The following is a 13,152-nucleotide window of genomic DNA, read 5'->3' on the forward strand; positions in this document are numbered from 1 at the left end:
TCTTGGGAGGGGAAGGAGAGGCGTCAGTCTTCCGGGTTCTGGATCAGCCGCAGCAGCGTGCCGTCCGGGTCGATCATGAACCCCACGCGGCCGCCCCAGGGCTCGAGCTGGGGCGGATGGAGGCGGGGCTGGCCGGTGTTCGTCTCCGGCAATCCCGCCGCCTTGCAGACGGCGTAGAAGGCGTCCAGGTCGTCCAGCCGCAGGCAGCAGCCGAAGGAACTCTGCAGCGGGTCCAGGTCCGGATACGGGAAGAACTCCAGCGTCAGCGCACCGCGCGTCAGGATCATCCAGCCGCCGTCGCGCCAGCCCTCCTGAAAGCCCAGCGCGCCATAGAAGGCCGAGGTGGCGGCGAAATCACGCGACGGCAGGTTCGGCGTCGCGTGATCGGTCATGACCTAGCCCTCAAGATCCAGCGCATAGCCCGCCGAGCGGACGGTGCGGATGGGATCGCGCATGCCGTCCGTGACGGTCAGGGCCTTGCGCAGGCGGCCCACGTGCACGTCCACGGTGCGGACCTCCACATAGACGTCCGAACCCCACACTGCGTCCAGCAGCTGTTCGCGGCTGAACACCCGGCCGGGGTGCTGCATCAGATAGTCCAGCAGGCGGAACTCGGTGGGGCCCAGGTGGACCTCCTTGCCGTCGCGCTTCACCCGGTGGGCGACCCGGTCGATGATGATGTCGCCGTGGCTGACCCGGTCGTCGGCCAGGCCGGGACGGATGCGGCGCAGCACCGCGCGGATGCGAGCGTTCAGCTCGACCATGGAGACCGGCTTGGTCAGATAGTCGTCGGCGCCCGTGTCCAGACCGCGCACCCGGTCGGATTCCTCGCCGCGCGCAGTCAGCATGATGATGGGCACGTTGCGGGTTTCGGGGCGGCCGCGCAGGCGGCGGCAGACCTCGATGCCCGACACCTTGGGCAGCATCCAGTCCAGCAGCACCAAGTCGGGAGTCTCCTCCTCGGCCTGCATCAGGCCTTCCTCGCCGTCGGAGGCGACGCTGACCTTGTAGCCTTCCTTTTCCAGATTGTACTGGAGCAGGGTCGCCAGGGCGTCCTCGTCCTCGAATACCAGGATGTGAGGCGTCATCCGTTCTGCTCCGGCATGCCGATGTCACTGGGACTGGGGGTTTCCGTGGCGCGGGGGCGTTCGCCCGTCAGCTCCTGACCCGTCATCTCGTAGTGGATGGTCTCGGCGATGTTGGTGGCGTGATCGCCGATACGCTCCAGGTTCTTGGCCATGAACAGCAGGTGGGTGCAGGCCGTGATCGTGCGCGCGTCGCCCATCATGTAGGTCAGAAGCTCGCGGAACAGGGCGTTGTAATGCTCGTCCACCTCGTCGTCCGTGGACCAGACGGCGACAGCCTGATCGACCTCGCCGGTGGTGTAGGCGTCCAGCACCTGCTTGAGGCGCTGTGAGACCAGGCGACCCATGCGTTCGATGGAGCGGGTCAGCGGCGCCATGGGCTCGGTCTCGGCCAGGCTGAGACCGCGCTTGGCGATGTTCTTGGCCAGGTCGCCGGTGCGCTCCAGATCCAGGGCCAGCTTCATGGCCGCCAGCGACTTGCGCAGGTCCGAGGCCATGGGCTGGCGCAGGGCGATCATGCGGATCGCCTTGCGGTCGATCTCATTGTGCATGGCGTCCAGCTTGGCGTCGCGCTCGATCACCTGACGGGCCAGCGCCACATCGCGGCGCACCACCGAGGCGACGGCGTCGTTGATCTGGGCCTCGGCCTGACCGCCCATGCGCGCCACCTCGGCGGTGAGGGCGTTCAGCTCCTCTCCATAGGCGCGGACGGTGTGTTCGTTCATTGCCATTTTCGTCGTCCTCAGCCGAAGCGACCGGTGATGTAGTCGAGGGTGCGCTTGTCGCGCGGATTCTGGAAGATGGTCTCGGTGTCGCCGAACTCCACCAGCTCGCCCATATGGAAGAAGGCGGTGCGCTGGCTGACGCGCGCGGCCTGGGCCATGGAGTGGGTGACGATCACGAGGCAGTAGTCCTCGCGCAGTTCGTCCATCAGCTCCTCGATCTTGGCCGTGGCGATGGGGTCCAGGGCCGAGCAGGGCTCGTCCATCAGGATCACCTCCGGCTCCACCGCGATGGCGCGGGCGATGACCAGGCGCTGCTGCTGACCGCCGGACAGGCCGGTGGCGGCGGCGTCGAGGCGATCGGACACCTCGGCCCAGAGGCCGGCCCGCTTCAGCGACCGCTCGACCCGGTCGGCCAGCTCGGTCTTGTTGTCGGTCAGCCCGTGGATGCGCGGGCCGTAGGCCACGTTCTCGAAGATCGACTTGGGGAAGGGGTTCGGCTTCTGGAACACCATGCCCACGCGGGCGCGCAGCAGCACCGGATCCAGGGCCTTGTCGTAGATGTCCTCATCATCCATGCGGATGGAGCCCTTCACCCGCGCGATCGGGATGGTGTCGTTCATCCGGTTCAGGCAGCGCAGGAAGGTGGACTTGCCGCAGCCCGACGGGCCGATGAAGGCGGTCACGGCCTTGTCGGGGATGTCGATGCTGACGTCGTACAGGGCCTGTTTCTCGCCGTAGAAGACCGAGACGTCGCGGGTCTGGATCTTGACGGGGCCGGTGGGCTCCTGATGGTCGGCGTGGGGCGGGGCCAGAAGGGGCGAGGCCGCCGCGTTTCCGCCGCTCTCGGCGCCGTCCAGCTGTCGGAAAAGATTGAAGCGCATGGGGACTACCACCGGCGTTCGAAGCGGCGCCGCAGATAGATAGCGGCGGCGTTCATGATGATCATGAAGACAAGGAGAACCATGATGGCCGCGGCGGTGCGTTCATGGAACGCGCGCTCGGAGGCGTTCTCCCAGATGAAGACCAGCACCGGCAGGGCGCTGGAGGGCGAGGTGACGGCCTCGGGCACGCCCGGCACGAAGCTGACCATGCCGATCAGCAGCAGCGGGGCGGTCTCGCCCAGGGCGTGGGCCATGGCGATGATGGAGCCGGTCATGACGCCAGGCATGGCCAGCGGCAGGACGTGATGGAACACCGCCTGGGTCTTGGACGCCCCCATGGCCAGGGCGGCCTCGCGGATGGAGGGGGGCACGGCTTTCAGCGCGCTGCGCGTGGCGATGATGACCGTGGGCAGGGCCATCAGGGCCAGCACCAGACCGCCCACCAGCGGCGACGAGCGCGGCAGGTGCATCCAGTTGATGAACACCGCCAGACCCAGCAGGCCGTAGACGATGGAGGGCACCGCAGCCAGGTTGTTGATGTTGACCTCGATGATGTCGGTGATCCGGCCCTTGGGCGCGAACTCCTCCAGATAGATGGCCGCGCCCACGCCGATGGGCAGCGCCAGCGAGGCGGTGACCAGCAGCATCAGGGCCGAACCCACCACGGCGCCCAGAACCCCCGCCAGCTCCGGCTGGGTGGAATCGGAACGGGTGAACAGACCGGTGTTGAACTGGCCCTTGATGCGGCCCTGGTCGCGCATCTGGTCCAGCCAGAAGATCTGGCGATCGTTCAGGCGGCGGAACGCCTCCTCGCCCTCGCCGTCCAGCTCGCCCTTGTAATAGAGGTCCGCGTCCGCGCCGATGGGCAGGGTCACGGTGATGCGGTCGCCGATGACCTCGGGATTCTCGCGCACCAGCCGCTGCATCTCGAAGGCGACGCCGGCGGACATCAGCTGACGCATGTCGCCCGAGGCGCTCATGTTTTCGTCGTCCTGCACGCCGAGACGGGCCAGCTGCTGTTCGGCGATCAGCTGGTCGAAATTGGTCCCTTCGGGATAGGCCGGGTCGATGCGGGCGGGGTCCAGATAGACCTCGGTCTGCACCGTGTGGGTCCAGAAGGCGGTGTGACCCTGTTCGATGATGCGGCCCAGCAGAAGGGCGAGGAAACCGATGGCGATGGCGATGGCCAGAACGCCATAGAATTTGAACCGCCGCTCGCGCGCGTGGCGGCGCTTGAGCGATTTTCTCAGCTGCGAGGTGCTGCGACCGGAGGCGCCGGCGCGGGGAAGGGTCGCGTCAGTCATATTGCTCTCGGTATGTCTGGACGATGCGCTGGGCGATGAAGTTCAGGATCAGGGTGACGATGAACAGGGTCAGGCCGAGGCCGAAGGCGGCCAGGGTCTTGGCGCTGTCGAACTCCTGGTCCCCGGTCAGAAGGGTGACGATCTGGACCGTGACCGTGGTGACGGTCTCCAGAGGGTTCAGGGTGGTGCGCGCGGCCAGGCCCGCGGCCATGGTCACGATCATGGTTTCGCCGATGGCGCGGGACACCGCCAGCAGGAAGGCGCCGGCGATGCCCGGCAGGGCGGCGGGCAGCACCACCCGCTTGATGGTCTCGGACTTGGTGGCGCCCATGGCGTAGGAGCCGTCGCGCAGGGACTGGGGCACCGCATTGATGATGTCGTCCGACAGGGACGACACGAACGGGATCAGCATGATGCCCATGACCGCGCCGGCCACCAGGGCCATCTGGTTCTGCACCAGCAGCAGGTGCTGGCCCAGTCCGTCCAGCGGCCCCCCCACCAGCTGGGCGCCTATCAAGTTGAAGAAGGCGCGGAACGACGGACCCACCGTCAGGGCGGCGAAGAAGCCGTAGACCACCGTGGGCACGCCGGCGAGAATCTCCAGCACAGGCTTGATGACCGCGCGGCGCTTGGGCCCCGCGTACTCCGCCAGATAGATGGCCGAGAACAGGCCGATGGGCGCGGCGACCAGCATGGCGATGGCCATGATCAGGAACGTGCCCACGAACAGCGGCACGGCCCCGAAGGCGCCGGTGGATCCCACCTGATCGGCGCGGATGGCGATCTGCGGGCTCCACTGGGTTCCCAGCAGAAACTCCGTGATCGGCACGGTCTGGAAGAAGCGCAGGCTTTCCAGCAGCAGGGAGCCGATGATGCCGATGGTGGTCAGGATCGCCACGGCGGAACAGGCGAACAGGGCGACGGCGACGAAGGCCTCCACGCGATTTCGCGCGCGGAAATCCGGTCTGGTCTGGCGCCAGGCCAGACCGGCGCCGATCAGGGCGGCGAGAACGGCGGCGATCAGGCCGCCCCAGGCCAGCAGGCCGTCGACGCGCGAGGCGCGCGCGGCCTCTTCCTGCAACGCCGGGGACAGGTCGCCGGTCCAGATCTGGCGCGGCATGCCGCCGGAGCCGACGATCCGGGCGTCCTCGATGAAGGCGGCGCGGCGCGGGCCGTCAAGCGCCTGCACGGCGTCGGGCGCGGAGGCGATCAGCACCGTCCGCTCGATGCGGGCGTCGAAGGTCGCGGCGGCGATCAGGATGAAAAGGGCGGGAACCGCGGCCCAGATCAGCGCCCAGGCGCCATGATAGCCGGCGGCGCTATGGGGTTTGACGGAGAGCGCGCGACGGCGGGCGGCGCGCCGGGCCAGGACGAACACCGCCGTCGAGAACGCGGCCAGCACCAGAAGATAAATAAGGAACATTCACCGTCCGCACGCACGAGGAGACGAATCGGCTCGATTGACCGTTCGTCAGGCCCGTATGCCGACAGCCCGGCGCCGCATTACGACGGTTCAGCGACAGTTTTATAACATCGTCCGACCTCGGACGGATTGTCACGCGGGTGGATGCGGCGTGCGCAGCGGCAGATAGACGGCGAAAGTCGCCCCCTGCCCCACCACGCTCTCGACCGTCATGCCGCCGCGGTGACGGTTGACGATGTGCTTGACGATGGCCAGGCCCAGGCCGGTGCCGAGCCGCTCGCCGCTTTTCTGGCCTTCCACCCGGTAGAACCGCTCGGTCAGGCGGGGCATGGTTTCGCGCGCCAGGCCCGGACCATGATCACGCACGGTCAGCAGCACATAACGGGCGTCGGCGTCACGGTCTGGCGTGAGCAGGGACAGGCCGGCGGCGCCGGGAGTCCACACCCGGGCCGCTTCGTCGGCGCCGACGCCGATCCGCAGACTGATCTCCACATCGGCGTCGTCGGGCGAGTATTTGATGGCGTTGTCGGTCAGATTCTGGATCACTTGGATCAGCTGGTCGCGGTCGCCGGTGACGCTGGCCGAACCCTCACCCTCGCGCGACACCTTCAGCAGTATGCCGCGACGGCCCGCCAGGGGTCCTGTGGCGTCCACCACATCCGAAACCGCCCCCGCCAGATCCACCTTGCCCGAGGGCGGAATGTGCTCGTTGAGTTCGATGCGGCTCAGCGACAGCAGGTCGCCCACCAGCCGGGTCATGCGGTCAGCCTGCACCGCCATGATGCTGAGGAACTTCTCGCGGGCCACCGGATCTTCGCGGGCGTGTCCGCGCAGGGTCTCGATAAAGCCGGACAGGGAGGCCAGCGGCGTGCGCAGCTCGTGACTGGCGTTGGCCAGGAAGTCGACCCGCATCAGCTCGGCCCGCCGGGCGTCCGTTTCGTCACGCAGGCGCAGGACGGCAAGGTTTTCGTTCAGGCCGTCATGGGCCGGAAGCGGCGCCACCCAGGCGCTCCAGTGGCGTTCCTGGGCGCCGCCGGGCTGGTAGTCGATCATCTGCGACCGGCGTCCGAACAGGGCCTCGTCCACGGCTTCCAGCAAACCCGGATCGCGAAGCACCGCGTGCAGAGGGTGATCCAGAACACCCGCAGGAAGACGCAGCAGGGCCGTCGCCGCACGATTGGCGCGGATGATCGAACGATCCCCCACGTCTTGCGCATCCTCGCCGGAAATGATCAGCAACGGGTCGGGCAAGGCCTCGAGCGCCTCGCCGGCCAGCACGGCGGCGCGATCCGAAACGGTCTCCTCGGGCTCGTCCGGGGGTGCGACGACCCTGCGCCGCGGCCTGAGCACCGCCATGGCCAGAAGCGTGATGGCCGCGCCGGCCGCCAGCAGGGGCGCGGCCGGGGGATGGGCGAAGCCGGCGGCGATCATCGCGGCGACCGCCAGGAGGGCGGGCATCCACGGCTTGATGGCGTCGACGCGGCGCTCAGGCCCGGTATCGGTCTCGTTAGAAAGAGTCATCAGCGTTCCAGACGGCGAGCATGACGGCCGCTCGCGACATTGTGGCGACGATAGACGGGAGTTTCAGCCCTTTTTCACACCTTCACCGTAAGGCCGAGTGGAATAGTGGGGATCCCGTGCTCGAAACGATCGACTGTCTGGCGACCGAACACGACTGGCGGCTGCTGATCGCGGCCGTCTTCGTCTGCGTTGTGGGCACGGTCACCTGCATGCGGCTGTTCGTCCAGTCGCAGACCCGGATGCGCACGGATCGCCTGCTGCTGCTGATGGCGGCGGGGCTGGTCGGCGGCGTCGCGGTGTGGACCACCCACTTCGTGGCCATGCTGGCGTTTCAGCCGGGCACGCGGTTCGATTACGACATCATCGACACCCTGGGCTCCCTGCTGATCGTGACCAGCGGGGCCGCGGTGGGTCTGCTGATCGCATCCCAGTTGCGCTCCATGCCCGGGCGAATCCTCGGCGGCGTTCTGATCGGTGCGGCGGTTTCGGCCATGCACTACACCGGGATGTCGGCGGTTCGACTGCAGGGGTTCTTCACCTGGGACCCCTCGCTGGTGATCGGCGGCGTCGTCCTGTCCAGCCTGCTGTGGGGCGCAGCTCTGGCGGTGATCGGCGTCGGCGGCTGGCGGCGCACCGCCGGCGCCGCGGCGTTGGCCGTCCTCGGCATCTGCAGCCTGCATTTCAGCGGCATGGCCGCCGCCGACATCACCATCGACCCGACCCTGCCCCTGATCGAATCGGGCTCAGGCGTCCGCATGGGGGTCAGCGTCGCCGCCTTCGCCGCCTTCCTGGTCACGGCGGCGGCGGTGGTGGAGGCGCTCTCGTTCTGGTCGCGAGCCAGCATGCTGACCCAGTTGCGCGAGGCCATCGACGCCATGCCCGACGGCCTGGCGTTCTACGACTCCCATGACCGGCTGGTGATCTGGAACGCCCGCTACGCCGAGATCAATCCCGAGATCGCCGACATCCTGGCCCAGGGCGCCACCTTCCGTCAGATCGTCCAGATCGGCATCGACAAGGGCCACTATCCCGAGGCCGAAGGGCGCGAGGCCGAGTGGCTGGAGGAGCGCCTGACCGCGCGCAGCCGCCTCTCGTGCGCCATAGAGCAGAAGACGTCCGACGACCGCTGGCTCAAGGTTCAGGACCGCCGAACCGCCGACGGCGGCGTCGTCACCCTGGTCAATGACATCACCGATCTGAAACGCGACGCCGAGATCCTGGCCGCCGCCCGCGACGCGGCCGAGGCGGCCAACCGCGCCAAGTCCGAGTTCCTGGCCAATATGAGCCACGAGATCCGCACGCCGCTGAACGGCGTCATCGGGGTGGCGCAGGCCCTGTCCGGCACGCCCATGAACGAGCGTCAGCAGGAAATGCTGGAGCTGATCCGCTCATCCGGCGCCACCCTGCAGCACCTGCTGTCGGACATTCTGGATCTGGCCCGCGTGGAGTCCGGGCGCATGGAATTGCGCAACGAACCGTTCGACCTGGCCAAGGCGGTCAACGAGGCGGCCCAGCTCTACGCGGCCCAGGCCGAGGAAAAAGGCCTGCGCTTCTTTGTCGACACACCCGAGGACACCCGCGTCTGGATCGACGGCGATGTCGTCAGGCTGAAACAGGTTCTGACCAACCTGGTCTCCAACGCCGTCAAATTCACCACCCAGGGACTTGTCAGCCTGTCGGTGTCGCGCGGCGTGGGCGCGGCGGGCGAGCCCGTCTTCCGTTTCATGGTGGAGGACACCGGCGTCGGCTTCGACGCGGCGGCGCGGGCGCGGTTGTTCAGCCGTTTCGAACAAGCCGACGGGACCATCACCCGGCGCTTCGGCGGCACCGGCCTGGGCCTGGCCATCTGTCGCGAACTGGCGGGCATGATGGGCGGCGATCTGGATTGTGAAAGCGAGCCGGGCGGCGGCTCCACCTTCATCCTGACCGCGCCGCTGAAAGAGATCGCCGCGCCGGCGCTCGAAACCGCGCCGGTCGAGGTCAGCAGCGCCGCCTCGGACCGTCCCCTGCGCGTTCTGCTGTCCGACGACCACCCCACCAACCGCAAGGTGGTGGAGCTGATTCTGTCGCAGATCGATGTGGAGCTGATCATCACGGAAGACGGCGCCGAAGCCCTGGCCGCGTTCCGCGACGACACCTTCGACGTGGTGCTGATGGACATGCAGATGCCCGTCATGGACGGGCTGACCGCCACCCGCGAGATCCGCTTGCATGAAACCGCCATGGGCGCTCCGCGCACCCCCGTCGTCATGCTGACCGCCAACGCCCTGCCCGAGCACATGGCCGCCGCGCGCGAGGCGGGAGCGGATCATCACCTGTCCAAGCCCTTTGGCGCAGAGGCTCTGATCGAGCTGGTTCAGAACCTCGCCCGTAACGCCGCCGCGCTGGATGAGGTCGCGGCCTGAAAAGGCGTCACTGCCGGCCGGGCAGATACTCCAGGGTGAACGCCTCGCGCCATTCCAGAGCCTGCGGATAGACCCCCGCCTGTGAGGTCACCGCGAAGAAATCGCGCCAGCGATCCTCGGTCATGGCGCCGATTCCCATGATGGCCGCGTCGCCGCCCTGGACGATCTGGTTTTCCCTCAGGGCCTCGCGGGCCTGGGCCAGGATTTCGGCGGTCATCTCGGGATTGTCGGCCATGATCAGGGCGTCGGCCTCGGCCGGGTCGCCGTTCAGATAGTCGTGCCAGCCCTCGGCCGACGCCGCGATGAAGGCGCGCAGGGCCTCGTCATTGTCCCGGGCGAAGGCGTTGGGCGCCAGCACCATGCAGGCGTAGGAGGGATAGCCCTCGTCCGCCAGCAGGAACACCCGCGGCTCGAACCCGCCCGCCTCTGCGATCGTGTACGGCTCGCTGGTCAGATAGCCCTGCTGCACCGCCCGCTCGTCGGCCAGGAACGGGGCCGGGTTGAAGGTGTAGGTGCGCACCTGATCGTCGGTGAATCCGTACCGGGCCCGCAGCCACACCCAGAAGGCGTCCCGCGACGCGGTGGCCAGCAGGAACGGTCGTCCTGCAAGATCGGCGATGTCCTCCAACGCCGGGTCCGGATGCGCGATCAGCACCTGCGGATCCTTCTGGAAATAGGCCGCCACCGCCTTAACCGGCGCGCCCTCGGCCACCAGATTCAACGGGATGAAGCTGTTGGAGCCCATGCCCAGCTCCACCGCCCCGGAGGCCAGCAGCTGGGGCACGTTCACGCCAGGCCCGCCCTGGATGATCTGGACGTTCAGATTGCGCGACGCATAGGCCCCCGACGCCAGCGCCTGATAGAAGCCGCCGTGCTCCGCCTGGGCCCGCCAGTCGGTGGCGAAGCGCAGGCGCACGCGCCCCTGCTCGTCCACCGGCGCCTCGGACCGCCCACACGCGCTCAGACCCAGCGCCGAAGCGGCGAGGCCGGCGCCGATGACGGCCCTGCGATGCGGAAAAGCCATGCGATTCTGTCCCCGGAGATCACGGGGACGTTATGACGCCGGCCGCCGGATTGGAAGTCGGCCTACTCCCCGCCCCGCTCCAGAAACCGCACCGCGCTCATCACATGGGTGGTCACGCCGATGGGCAGCACCGCCTCATTCACGTCGAACAGGGGCGAGTGGTTCGGCGGCGAGTCGTCCGGGTCGACACCCTCGGGGGTGGCGCCCAGGTGATAGAACACGCCCGGAATCTGCTCTTGGTAATACGAGAAATCCTCGGCGATGGTGGTCGGGGGCGTGGCGGCGTTCAGGTCCTCGGCGCCGACCACCTCCTCCAGAACGGGCGCCAGCCAGGCGGACAGGTCCGGGTCGTTGAACACCAGCGCCGCGTTCTGGAACACGGTCATTTCCGCCTCGGCCCCGTGGGCGTGGGCCACGTGCTCCACCGCCGCCGTCGCGCGCTCCACCAGATCATCGCGCTGGGCCACATCGAAGGTGCGCAGGGTGCCGCTCATGGACGCGGTGTCGGGGATGATGTTGTAGCGGACCCCAGCGTTCATGGTGGCGATGGTGAACACCGTCGGTGTGGTGGTCGGGTCCACCGTGCGGGCGGTCAGGGTGTTGATGGTGTTGATGATGCCCGCCGATGCGGCGATCACGTCCACGCCGCGCCACGGCCAGGCGCCGTGGGTCTGGACGCCGGTCAGAGTGATGTCCACCCGGTCCGACGCCGCCATGAAGCCCCGGGGCCGATAGCGCAGAGTTCCCGCCTCGCCCGGTGTCACGTGCAGGCCGAAGATGGCCTGGGGCCGGGGGTCATCCAGACCGCCCTCGGCCAGGATGCGCGCGGCGCCGCCCATGGGTTCGCCCGGAGGGGCGCCTTCCTCGGCGGGCTGGAACACGAAGACGATGGTTCCGGCCAGCTGATCCTTCATGTCGGCCAGGATCTGGGCGGCGCCCATCAGCATGGCCATGTGCGCGTCGTGGCCGCAGGCGTGGGCCACCGGCACGGTGGCGCCCTGATACTCCCCCGTGGCGGTCGAGGCGAAGGCCAGCCCCGTGGCCTCGCGCACCGGCAGGGCGTCCATGTCGGCCCGCAGCGCCACCACTGGCCCGTCGCCGGCGCCGCCGCGCAGGATGGCGATCACCCCGGTGGCCGCCACCCCCGTGCGCACCTCCAGCCCAAGGCCGCGCAGGTGCTCGGCGACGTACTCAGCCGTGTCGTGCTCGGCGAAACCCAGCTCTGGATTGGCGTGCAGATGCCGGCGCCATTGCACCACCTGCGGCTGGATCGCGTCAGCCTGTTCGCGCACCTGACTGGCGGAAATCGGCGACTGGGCGTAGGCAGGAAGCGACAGGGCGCCCAGCGCCGCCCCCGCCAGCATTCCGACAGCCCATGATCCGTTACGTCCGCGCATACCCGACCCTCCTGTTCAGCCGGGCGATCATGGGCGCGGCCGGTCGGGTGGCGCAACCCCGGCCGGAGCATCGCCCATGAAGCTGAAATCGGAAGCCTTCGGTCTGCTGTTCGCGGTCACCCTGACGGCGGGCGCCGGCAATATGGCGCTGCAGTCCGTGCTGCCCGCCATCGGGCGTGAGTTCGGTCTGGCCGATACGCTGGTGGCCTTCGCCTTCGCCCTGTCGGCCCTGCTGTGGACCGTGGCCTCACCCTACTGGGCGCGCCTGTCGGACCGGTGGGGGCGCAAGCGGGTGATGATGATCGGCCTGACCGGGTTCATCGTCTCCATGCTGGGCTTCGGCGTCGCGGCCACTCTGGGGCTGGTGCACTGGCTGTCGGCCCCGGTCGCCTTTGTGCTCATGGCGATCGCGCGGGCGGTGTACGGCCTGCTGGGCTCCGCCGCCCCCATCGCGGCCCAGGCCTATGTGGCGGACCGCACCAGTCGCCGGGCCCGCACCCGCGCCATGTCCATGCTGGCGTCAGCGCAAGGCCTCGGCACCGTCATCGGCCCGGCCCTGGCGCCCTTCTTCGTCCTGCCCTTCGTGGGTCTGGCCGGTCCCATGTACGCCTTCGCCTTCATGGGTCTGGTGGTGCTGATCCTGCTGTGGAAACGCCTGCCCAGCGGCGACGTGGTCCGTCATCCGGTCAAGCCCGGCGATCCCACAGGCAAGGGTCTCTGGAAGGATCCGCGCGTGCGGGACTTCCTGATCTACGGCATCCTGGTCACGGGCGCCCAGGCGGTGAACATCGCCGTGCTGGGCTTTCACGTCATCGACGAGATGGGACTGCCGGGGCGCGAGGCCCAGTCCTTCATCGGCGTGGCCATGCTGTCCGGGGCCGCCGCCACCCTGATGGTGCAGTGGGGCCTGATCCCGCTGCTCAAGATGCAGCCGCGCGAGCTGATGCGCTGGGGCGCGGGCATGGCGCTGGTCGGCAATCTGATGAGTATCGCGGCGCCGGGCTTCTTCGGCGTGGTGGTAGGCTATGCGGTGGTGTCCATGGGCGCCGGCTTCGCCCGTCCCGGCTACACCGCCGGATCGTCGCTGGCGGTGGAGCCCCACGAACAGGGCGCCATCGCCGGGCTGATGATGTCGCTGGCCGGTCTCAGCTTCCTGGCCCCGCCGGTGATCGGCGTGGCGCTTTACGAACTGGCCGAGCCGGGGCCGTTCATCGGCAACGCCGTGCTGCTGGCCGCCGCCCTGATCCTGTGCTTCGCCAGCGGCCCGCTAAAGGCCGCCCCGTCCGGTCGCGGGCGCCGCACCATGGAAAGCCCGGCCTCCCAGCCCGGCCCCGAGGGCAAGCAGAACCTGTCGTGACGCCTTCCTCCCGCCCCATGATGCTGTAAA

11 protein-coding genes are annotated in these 13,152 nt (G+C 68.5%); 2 read left to right on the plus strand and 9 right to left on the minus strand.

What is annotated here, in order from left to right:
• Positions 1-23: 23 nt before the first annotated feature.
• From ACI8U3_RS04380 to ACI8U3_RS04410, 7 genes are all read right to left on the minus strand, one after another.
• Positions 24-392, minus strand: coding sequence for a bleomycin resistance protein (locus ACI8U3_RS04380; protein ID WP_415013648.1), 369 nt, complete (start codon positions 390-392; stop codon positions 24-26).
• Positions 393-395: 3 nt separating this feature from the next.
• On the minus strand, positions 396-1,088 hold the full coding sequence (phoB, locus tag ACI8U3_RS04385; protein ID WP_415013649.1) for a phosphate regulon transcriptional regulator PhoB: 693 nt from the start codon (positions 1,086-1,088) through the stop codon (positions 396-398).
• Positions 1,085-1,810, minus strand: coding sequence for a phosphate signaling complex protein PhoU (gene phoU / locus ACI8U3_RS04390; protein WP_415013650.1), 726 nt, complete (start codon positions 1,808-1,810; stop codon positions 1,085-1,087). Before phoU ends, phoB begins: the two co-directional genes overlap by 4 nt.
• 17 nt (positions 1,811-1,827) lie before the next feature.
• On the minus strand, positions 1,828-2,691 hold the full coding sequence (gene pstB, locus ACI8U3_RS04395) for a phosphate ABC transporter ATP-binding protein PstB (protein ID WP_415013651.1): 864 nt from the start codon (positions 2,689-2,691) through the stop codon (positions 1,828-1,830).
• Between the two features lie 5 nt (positions 2,692-2,696).
• On the minus strand, positions 2,697-3,995 hold the full coding sequence (gene pstA / locus ACI8U3_RS04400) for a phosphate ABC transporter permease PstA (protein ID WP_415013652.1): 1,299 nt from the start codon (positions 3,993-3,995) through the stop codon (positions 2,697-2,699).
• Positions 3,988-5,418: a phosphate ABC transporter permease subunit PstC gene (gene pstC / locus ACI8U3_RS04405; RefSeq protein WP_415013653.1), complete on the minus strand. Its 1,431-nt coding sequence runs from the start codon at positions 5,416-5,418 to the stop codon at positions 3,988-3,990. The genes pstA and pstC overlap by 8 nt, the downstream gene beginning before the upstream one ends.
• A 132-nt stretch (positions 5,419-5,550) precedes the next feature.
• On the minus strand, positions 5,551-6,939 hold the full coding sequence (locus ACI8U3_RS04410; RefSeq protein ID WP_415013654.1) for an ATP-binding protein: 1,389 nt from the start codon (positions 6,937-6,939) through the stop codon (positions 5,551-5,553).
• 116 nt (positions 6,940-7,055) lie between these two features.
• Here ACI8U3_RS04410 and ACI8U3_RS04415 point away from each other — a divergent pair, with 116 nt between their 5' ends.
• Positions 7,056-9,344 carry an ATP-binding protein gene (locus ACI8U3_RS04415; protein ID WP_415013655.1) on the plus strand — a complete coding sequence of 763 codons (2,289 nt, stop codon included), beginning with the start codon at positions 7,056-7,058 and terminating at the stop codon, positions 9,342-9,344.
• Positions 9,345-9,351: 7 nt separating this feature from the next.
• Here ACI8U3_RS04415 and ACI8U3_RS04420 read toward each other — a convergent pair whose 3' ends face one another.
• Both ACI8U3_RS04420 and ACI8U3_RS04425 read right to left on the minus strand, forming a co-directional pair.
• Positions 9,352-10,368 (minus strand): ABC transporter substrate-binding protein, encoded by a 1,017-nt coding sequence (locus ACI8U3_RS04420; RefSeq protein WP_415013656.1) that lies wholly within the window; start codon positions 10,366-10,368, stop codon positions 9,352-9,354.
• Between the two features lie 62 nt (positions 10,369-10,430).
• On the minus strand, positions 10,431-11,765 hold the full coding sequence (locus tag ACI8U3_RS04425; protein WP_415013657.1) for an amidohydrolase: 1,335 nt from the start codon (positions 11,763-11,765) through the stop codon (positions 10,431-10,433).
• Between the two features lie 76 nt (positions 11,766-11,841).
• Here ACI8U3_RS04425 and ACI8U3_RS04430 point away from each other — a divergent pair, with 76 nt between their 5' ends.
• Positions 11,842-13,122 (plus strand): MFS transporter, encoded by a 1,281-nt coding sequence (locus ACI8U3_RS04430; RefSeq protein WP_415013658.1) that lies wholly within the window; start codon positions 11,842-11,844, stop codon positions 13,120-13,122.
• Positions 13,123-13,152: the final 30 nt, after the last annotated feature.

Source organism: Brevundimonas sp. (assembly GCF_047617075.1).
Lineage (GTDB): Bacteria > Pseudomonadota > Alphaproteobacteria > Caulobacterales > Caulobacteraceae > Brevundimonas.

Bases quoted from the DNA above. Each gene is read 5' to 3' on its own strand.
- ACI8U3_RS04425 (WP_415013657.1), bottom strand. From the start codon at position 11,765: ATGCGCGGACGTAACGGATCATGGGCTGTCGGAATGCTGGCGGGGGCG.
- ACI8U3_RS04380 (WP_415013648.1), bottom strand. From the start codon at position 392: ATGACCGATCACGCGACGCCGAACCTGCCGTCGCGTGATTTCGCCGCC.
- pstA (WP_415013652.1), bottom strand. From the start codon at position 3,995: ATGACTGACGCGACCCTTCCCCGCGCCGGCGCCTCCGGTCGCAGCACC.
- ACI8U3_RS04410 (WP_415013654.1), bottom strand. From the start codon at position 6,939: ATGACTCTTTCTAACGAGACCGATACCGGGCCTGAGCGCCGCGTCGAC.
- pstC (WP_415013653.1), bottom strand. From the start codon at position 5,418: ATGTTCCTTATTTATCTTCTGGTGCTGGCCGCGTTCTCGACGGCGGTG.
- phoU (WP_415013650.1), bottom strand. From the start codon at position 1,810: ATGAACGAACACACCGTCCGCGCCTATGGAGAGGAGCTGAACGCCCTC.
- ACI8U3_RS04430 (WP_415013658.1), top strand. From the start codon at position 11,842: ATGAAGCTGAAATCGGAAGCCTTCGGTCTGCTGTTCGCGGTCACCCTG.
- ACI8U3_RS04420 (WP_415013656.1), bottom strand. From the start codon at position 10,368: ATGGCTTTTCCGCATCGCAGGGCCGTCATCGGCGCCGGCCTCGCCGCT.
- pstB (WP_415013651.1), bottom strand. From the start codon at position 2,691: ATGCGCTTCAATCTTTTCCGACAGCTGGACGGCGCCGAGAGCGGCGGA.
- phoB (WP_415013649.1), bottom strand. From the start codon at position 1,088: ATGACGCCTCACATCCTGGTATTCGAGGACGAGGACGCCCTGGCGACC.